This window comes from Clavibacter lycopersici, assembly GCF_003576405.1.
Taxonomy (GTDB): Bacteria; Actinomycetota; Actinomycetes; order Actinomycetales; family Microbacteriaceae; genus Clavibacter; species Clavibacter lycopersici.
Genome location: NZ_QWGT01000191.1, coordinates 1 through 5,481 on the forward strand (window position 1 = coordinate 1; position 5,481 = coordinate 5,481).

General features: G+C 72.6%; 5 protein-coding genes. 4 read left to right on the top strand and 1 reads right to left on the bottom strand.

Features of this window, described 5'->3' with window-relative positions:
• The first annotated feature begins 172 nt into the window (after window positions 1-172).
• From DZG00_RS11715 to guaA, 3 genes are read left to right on the top strand one after another with little or no spacing between them, the layout of a single operon-like run.
• On the top strand, window positions 173-1,162 hold the full coding sequence (locus DZG00_RS11715) for an SURF1 family cytochrome oxidase biogenesis protein (RefSeq protein ID WP_119383270.1): 990 nt from the start codon (window positions 173-175) through the stop codon (window positions 1,160-1,162).
• A 9-nt stretch (window positions 1,163-1,171) separates the two neighbouring features.
• Complete coding sequence (locus tag DZG00_RS11720; RefSeq protein ID WP_119382623.1) at window positions 1,172-1,714, top strand: DUF3817 domain-containing protein; 543 nt, start codon at window positions 1,172-1,174, stop codon at window positions 1,712-1,714.
• Window positions 1,711-3,291, top strand: a complete 1,581-nt coding sequence (gene guaA, locus DZG00_RS11725) for a glutamine-hydrolyzing GMP synthase (protein ID WP_119382624.1) — start codon at window positions 1,711-1,713, stop codon at window positions 3,289-3,291. The genes DZG00_RS11720 and guaA overlap by 4 nt, the downstream gene beginning before the upstream one ends.
• Before the next feature lie 108 nt (window positions 3,292-3,399).
• Here the strand turns inward: guaA and DZG00_RS11730 are convergent, their stop codons facing one another.
• Entirely contained in the window at window positions 3,400-4,203 is an 804-nt protein-coding gene (locus DZG00_RS11730; protein WP_119382625.1) for a Bax inhibitor-1/YccA family protein, read from the bottom strand.
• A gap of 141 nt (window positions 4,204-4,344) precedes the next feature.
• Here DZG00_RS11730 and DZG00_RS11735 point away from each other — a divergent pair, with 141 nt between their 5' ends.
• The gene (locus DZG00_RS11735) at window positions 4,345-5,421 is read left to right on the top strand and encodes a glycerophosphodiester phosphodiesterase family protein (RefSeq protein WP_119382626.1); all 1,077 of its coding nucleotides are present in this window, start codon (window positions 4,345-4,347) and stop codon (window positions 5,419-5,421) included.
• Window positions 5,422-5,481: the final 60 nt, after the last annotated feature.

Genomic DNA, 5,481 nt, shown 5'->3' on the forward strand with positions numbered 1-5,481 from the left:
CCGAGGCCGAGGGCGTGCACGACCCGGACGCTGCCGGAGACGCCGCCCCCGACGCGGGCGACGCGGGATCCGCGCGTCCCGCCCCCGACCGCCGCCGTGCCGAGCAGGCCGGCCAGCAGTCCGACCACGACACCTGGACACCGCCCACCCGCGAACGGGAACCCGACTACTGATGACGCACGCACCCGACCCCCGCACCGACGCCGCCGCGCGTCCCGCCGCCGAGACCGCGGGAACCGGCCCGGGCGGACCCGACGCCCCCGGCCCCACGATCGGACAGGTCGCGCGCCGCCCCCGCTCGGTCGCGCTGCTCGCGCTCGCGCTCGTCATCGCCGCGGGCTTCGCCGCGCTCGGCCAGTGGCAGCTGGCGCGCGCTGTCGAGTCGGGCGTCGTCATCGAGCGCGACACCGAGACGGCGCTGCCGCTCGGCACGCTGGTCGAGCCGCAGGGCTACGTCACCGACCGGTCGGCCGGGCACATGGTCACCGTCCAGGGCTCGCTCGTCCCCGGCGACTACGTCGTCGTCTCCGACCGCCTCAACGCCGGCCGCACCGGCGCCTGGGTCGTCGGCCACCTCTCGATCACGGATGCCGGGGTGCCCGCGGACCCCTCGCCCGACGCGCTGCCCGACAGCGTCCCGGTCGCGCTCGGCTGGGCCCCGACCGACGAGGAGGCCGCGGGCGTCGCGGCGTCGCTGAACGCGGGTGACGGAGCCCCCGAGGGAGCCCGGGAGATCGTCGGCCGGTTCCTGCCGAGCGAGCAGCCCGAGCCCGCAGGCGAGGGCCAGGACCCCGAGCGCATGACGCGGCTCAGCACCGCGGCGCTCGTCAACCTCTGGCCGGGCGACGTGGGCGCCGTCTACAACGGCTTCATCGTCGCGTCCGAGCCCGTCGCGGGCCTCACGGCCATCGACTCGCCGCCCCCGAGCGAGGCCGTGCAGCTCAACTGGCTCAACATCTTCTACGCGGCCGAGTGGGCGGTCTTCGCGATCTTCGCGATCGTGATCTGGTACCGCACCGTCCGCGACACGTGGACCCGCGAGCAGCCCGGCTACCGCGAGGACGATGACGATGAGGGCGACGAGGATCCGCTCCCCGACGGCGGCCTCGACGACGCCGGAGGCGCTCCCCGGCCCGGGATCCGCGCAGACGCCGACCGGTAGGATCCACGCATGGCCTACGGACTCAAGCGCTCCGACGTCCCGCAGATCCGGAGGGTCCTCGGCTTCTACCGCGTCATGGCGTTCATCACCGGCGCGTTCCTCCTCCTCCTCGTCGTGGAGATGGGCATCAAGTACCTGCCCGGCTTCCAGTTCGTCGACGGATCCCTGCAGTACCTCGCGGGCGCCGGCTACGAGCTCGAGCTGAACGGCCCGTCCGGCTTCCTCGCGCTCTCGCCGGCGGACACGCTCACGGGCACGAACCTGAGCCTCCTGATCCAGATCGTCCACGGCAACATCTACGTGGTCTACCTCATCAGCGACTTCCTGCTCTGGCAGAAGATGCGCTGGTCGTTCACCCGCTTCATCCTCATCGCCGCCGGCGGCGTCGTGCCGTTCCTCTCCTTCATCGTGGAGGCGCGCATCGCCCGCCGGGTGCGGGAGACGATCGCGGAGCTCGAGGCGCCGCGCCGCAAGGCGTCCGCCGCCGAGGACCGTCGCGACGCGGATCCCCGCCCCACCGACCCGACCACCACCACGGAGGCCACCACTTGAGCGTCGACAATCCCACGAACCAGCGCCCCGTCCTCGTCGTCGACTTCGGCGCCCAGTACGCGCAGCTGATCGCCCGCCGCGTGCGCGAGGCCAACGTCTACTCGGAGATCGTGCCGTCCACGATCACGGCCGAGGAGATCCGCGCGAAGGACCCGTCCGGCATCGTCCTGAGCGGCGGCCCGTCGAGCGTCTACGAGGAGGGCTCGCCCGGCCTCGACGAGGGGATCCTCGACCTCGGCGTCCCCGTGCTCGGCATCTGCTACGGCTTCCAGGTCATGGCCCGCGCGCTCGGCGGCGAGGTCGCGCACACGGGGGCGCGCGAGTACGGATCCACCGCGGTCACCCTCACGCCCGGCAGCACCCTGCTCGACGGCCAGCCCGACGACCAGACCGTCTGGATGAGCCACGGCGACTCCGTGTCGAAGGCGCCAGAGGGCTTCGAGGTCCTCGCGTCGAGCGCGTCCACGCCCGTCGCCGCGTTCGCGAGCGACGAGCGCCGCCTCTACGGCGTGCAGTGGCACCCCGAGGTCAAGCACTCCGCGCACGGCCAGGCCGTGCTCGAGAACTTCCTGCACCGCGCCGCCGGCATCCCGGGCGACTGGAACAGCGGCAACGTCATCGCCGAGCAGGTCGAGCGGATCCGCGCCCAGGTCGGCGACGCCCGCGTCATCTGCGGCCTCTCCGGCGGGGTCGACTCCGCCGTGGCCGCCGCGATCGTGCACCGCGCGGTCGGCGACCAGCTCACGTGCGTCTTCGTCGACCACGGCCTCCTCCGCCAGGACGAGCGCCGCCAGGTCGAGGAGGACTACGTGGCCGCCACGGGCGTCCGCCTCGTCACGGTCGACGCGGCCGACCAGTTCCTCGACGGCCTCGCGGGCGTCACGGATCCCGAGGCCAAGCGCAAGATCATCGGCCGCGAGTTCATCCGCAGCTTCGAGAACGCCGCCGAGGCGCTCGTGCTCGAGGCGAAGGCCGACGGCGAGGCCATCCGCTTCCTCGTGCAGGGAACGCTCTACCCGGACGTGGTGGAGTCGGGCGGCGGTACGGGCACCGCGAACATCAAGAGCCACCACAACGTCGGCGGCCTCCCCGAGGACCTCAAGTTCGAGCTCGTCGAGCCGCTGCGCACGCTGTTCAAGGACGAGGTGCGCGCCATCGGCCGCGAGCTCGGCCTGCCCGAGGTCATCGTGGGGCGCCAGCCGTTCCCCGGCCCCGGCCTCGGGATCCGCATCGTGGGCGAGGTCACGGCCGAGCGCCTCGAGCTGCTGCGCAAGGCCGACGCCATCGCGCGCGCCGAGCTCACCGCCGCGGGCCTCGACGGCGAGATCTGGCAGTGCCCCGTCGTGCTGCTCGCCGACGTCCGCTCGGTGGGCGTGCAGGGCGACGGCCGCACCTACGGCCACCCCATCGTGCTGCGCCCCGTCTCCAGCGAGGACGCGATGACCGCCGACTGGACCCGCCTCCCGTACGACGTGCTCGCGCGCATCTCGAACCGCATCACGAACGAGGTCGACGGGGTGAACCGCGTCGTGCTCGACGTCACGTCGAAGCCGCCGGGGACCATCGAGTGGGAGTGATCCTCCCGCTGGCGCCCCGGCGCTGACACGACGAAGGCCGCTCCCCGTGGGGAGCGGCCTTCGTCGTGCTGCCGGTCCGCGGTGCTGTGCCGCGGACCGGCTGCGGTGCTAGTTGTTGCCGCGCAGGATCGCGAAGAGGCGGAGCAGCTCGACGTACAGCCACACGATGGTGACGATGAGGCCGAAGGCCGCGGTCCATCCGTACTTGCGCGGGGCGCCGGCGCGGACGCCGCGCTGGATGAAGTCGAAGTCCATCACGAGCGAGTACGAGGCGAGGAACACCGCGAGGATGCCCATGAAGAAGCCGAGCGGGATGCCGAAGATCTCGTAGCCGCGCATCCCCCAGGGGTTGTCCGTGGCGCCGAAGATCATCATGAAGAAGTTGGCGACGGAGAACAGCGCGTAGCCGACCATCGCGATGAGGAAGATCTTGGTCGCCTTGGCGGAGGCGCGGATCTTGCCGCTGCGGAACAGCAGCAGGACGGTGACGAACACCGCCGCCGTGCCGAGGACCGCCTGCGTGGCGACACCCGGGTACTGGGAGTCGATGAAGTAGGACAGGCCTCCGACGAGCAGCCCCTCGAACGCCGCGTACGCGACGATGAGCGGGACGGACGGCTCCTTCTTGAAGGAGTTGACGAGCCCGAGCACGAGGCCGCCGATGGCGCCGAGCATCGCGAGGGGGAGGGCGAGCGGGCCCGAGAGCCACGCGACGGCGCCGAGGACGATGACGATCGCGAGCAGGCTGACCGTCTTGACGGTCGTGTCCTCGAAGGTCATGCGGTCGGTCTCGACCGGCGTCGCCGACGGGCGGTTGTAGAGCTCGTCGAGGCTCTCCGGGGTCACATCCCTCGTGGGCGTCGCACCCCGGCCGTTGAAGACCGGGTTGTTGGAGAACGTGGGGTTGGCCATGGTCCTTCTACTCTCAATGGTGGTTGAACGTGATTGACGACCAATTTAGCTGGCCAGGCTGGGAGACCACTCGTGCCGGCCGTGTATTTCCTCGGATGAGTACGCGCTCGCCGTCCACCCGGCGCATGTAGCGTCCCCCGCGTGGATCACGCCCCTCGCCCCCGCCCCCTCGTCATCGCCCACCGCGGAGCCAGCGGCTACCGGCCCGAGCACTCCGCCGCTGCCGTGCGGCTCGGCTTCGCGCAGGGGGCGGACGCCGTCGAACCCGACCTCGTGGCCTCGTCCGACGGGGTGCTCGTCATCCGGCACGAGAACGAGCTGTCCGGCACGACCGACGTGGCCGACCGGCCCGAGTTCGCCGACCGCCGGACCACGCGCGTCGTCGACGGCGTCGAGCGCACCGGCTGGTTCACCGAGGACATGACGTGGACCGAGATCCGCACGCTGCGCTGCCGGGAGCGGATCCCCGCGGCCCGCCCGGACAGCGCGGCCCACGACGACGAGGAGACCGTGCTCTCCCTGCCCGACCTGCTGCGGATCATCGACCAGGAGTCGACGCGCCACGGCCGCCCGCTCGGCATGGTCGCGGAGATCAAGCACGCCACGCACTTCGCCGCGCTCGGCATGCCGCTCGACGAGCTGCTCGCCCGGGACCTCCGGGAGCACGGCTGGGCGGACGACGCGTCGCGCCTCACGATCGAGTCCTTCGAGAGGGACGTGCTGCTGCGCGTCCGGGCGCACGGCGTCGCGGCCCGGCTGGTCTATCTCCTCGAGGGCCGCGGCGCCGCGGTGGACGAGGTCGCGCGACACGGCGACTCCGCCGTCACGTTCGACGAGCAGCTGACCGACGCCGGGCTGGCCGCGCTCGCGGCGGACGTCGACGGCATCAGCGTCGGGGTGGAGCGGATCTGCCCCGCCGCGGGGTTCACCGCGTCTGCCGGCGAGCAGGGATCCGCGGCGGCACCGGCGTCGGCGCCCGTCACCGACCTGGTCGAGCGCGCCCACCGCGCGGGCCTCTCCGTCTTCACGTGGACGCTGCGGCCCGAGAACGCGTTCCTGCCCCGGCCCCTCCGCGGGCCCGGCCCGAAGTCGGCGCACGGTGACCACCGTGCGCACTGGGGTCGGCTGCTGGACGCGGGCGTCGACGGCGTCTTCGCCGACCACCCGGATCTCGCCGTCCTCCTTGTGGAGGAGCGGGCGGCCGCCGTCGGGCGGTAGCGCGGTGCCGCGGTGCCGCGGTGCAGCGGGGGAGCCGTGCGCGGGCGCCGGAGGCCGTCG

What these genes read in the sequence shown, in the direction of transcription:
- DZG00_RS11715 (WP_119383270.1), top strand. Translation starts at nt 173, where the DNA reads ATGACGCACGCACCCGACCCCCGCACCGACGCCGCCGCGCGTCCCGCC.
- DZG00_RS11720 (WP_119382623.1), top strand. Translation starts at nt 1,172, where the DNA reads ATGGCCTACGGACTCAAGCGCTCCGACGTCCCGCAGATCCGGAGGGTC.
- DZG00_RS11730 (WP_119382625.1), bottom strand. Translation starts at nt 4,203, where the DNA reads ATGGCCAACCCCACGTTCTCCAACAACCCGGTCTTCAACGGCCGGGGT.